1 protein-coding gene is annotated in these 475 nt (G+C 58.5%); it reads right to left on the bottom strand.

What is annotated here, in order from left to right; translation table 11 throughout:
* Nucleotides 1–395 (bottom strand): aldose epimerase family protein (locus D7X12_RS41865; protein ID WP_500683249.1); only part of this gene is annotated, 395 nt, incomplete at its 3' end.
* Between the last annotated feature and the right edge of the window lie 80 nt (nucleotides 396–475).

Here is a 475-nt window from a genome sequence, read left to right as displayed (position 1 = left end):
CCATCGGGTGAATCAATGCGATAGTGCACTTCGGTTTCACTCTGGCGAACAATCTGCCAGCGGCGTTTATCGAAGCCTTCCGGGCCACCGTGCAGCTGATGCGCGCCCTGATTGGCCGCCAGCAGAAGATTCAGCGGCTTCAGCTCAGCCGAAGCGATGCGGTTGGCGTAGCGGCCAACCGTGGCACCGAGATAAGCATCCTGATGCAGATAATCCGATGGTGTCGCGCAGCCGAGCAGCGCTTCACGCACGCTGCCATCCTGCATGGGCACGCGCGCGGAAAGCCATGTCGCGCCCCAATCCATAAAAGTCACTACCATGCCGTGTTGATTGCGCAGCACGGTGATGCGCCACGGTTGCCCGTCTGGCGCATGAGAATTGACGTCACTTACCATTGGCCCGCTCCTGCTGACGCTTTGCATACGTAGAAGGTTTCTTTAATACCGGTTTGCGCTTCATACTGTTTCGCCACGGC

The organism is Corallococcus sicarius (genome assembly GCF_003611735.1).
Classification (GTDB): domain Bacteria; phylum Myxococcota; class Myxococcia; order Myxococcales; family Myxococcaceae; genus Corallococcus; species Corallococcus sicarius.
The sequence above is the reverse complement of the archived record's forward strand: the minus strand, read 5'-3'. Positions and strand labels throughout refer to the sequence as shown.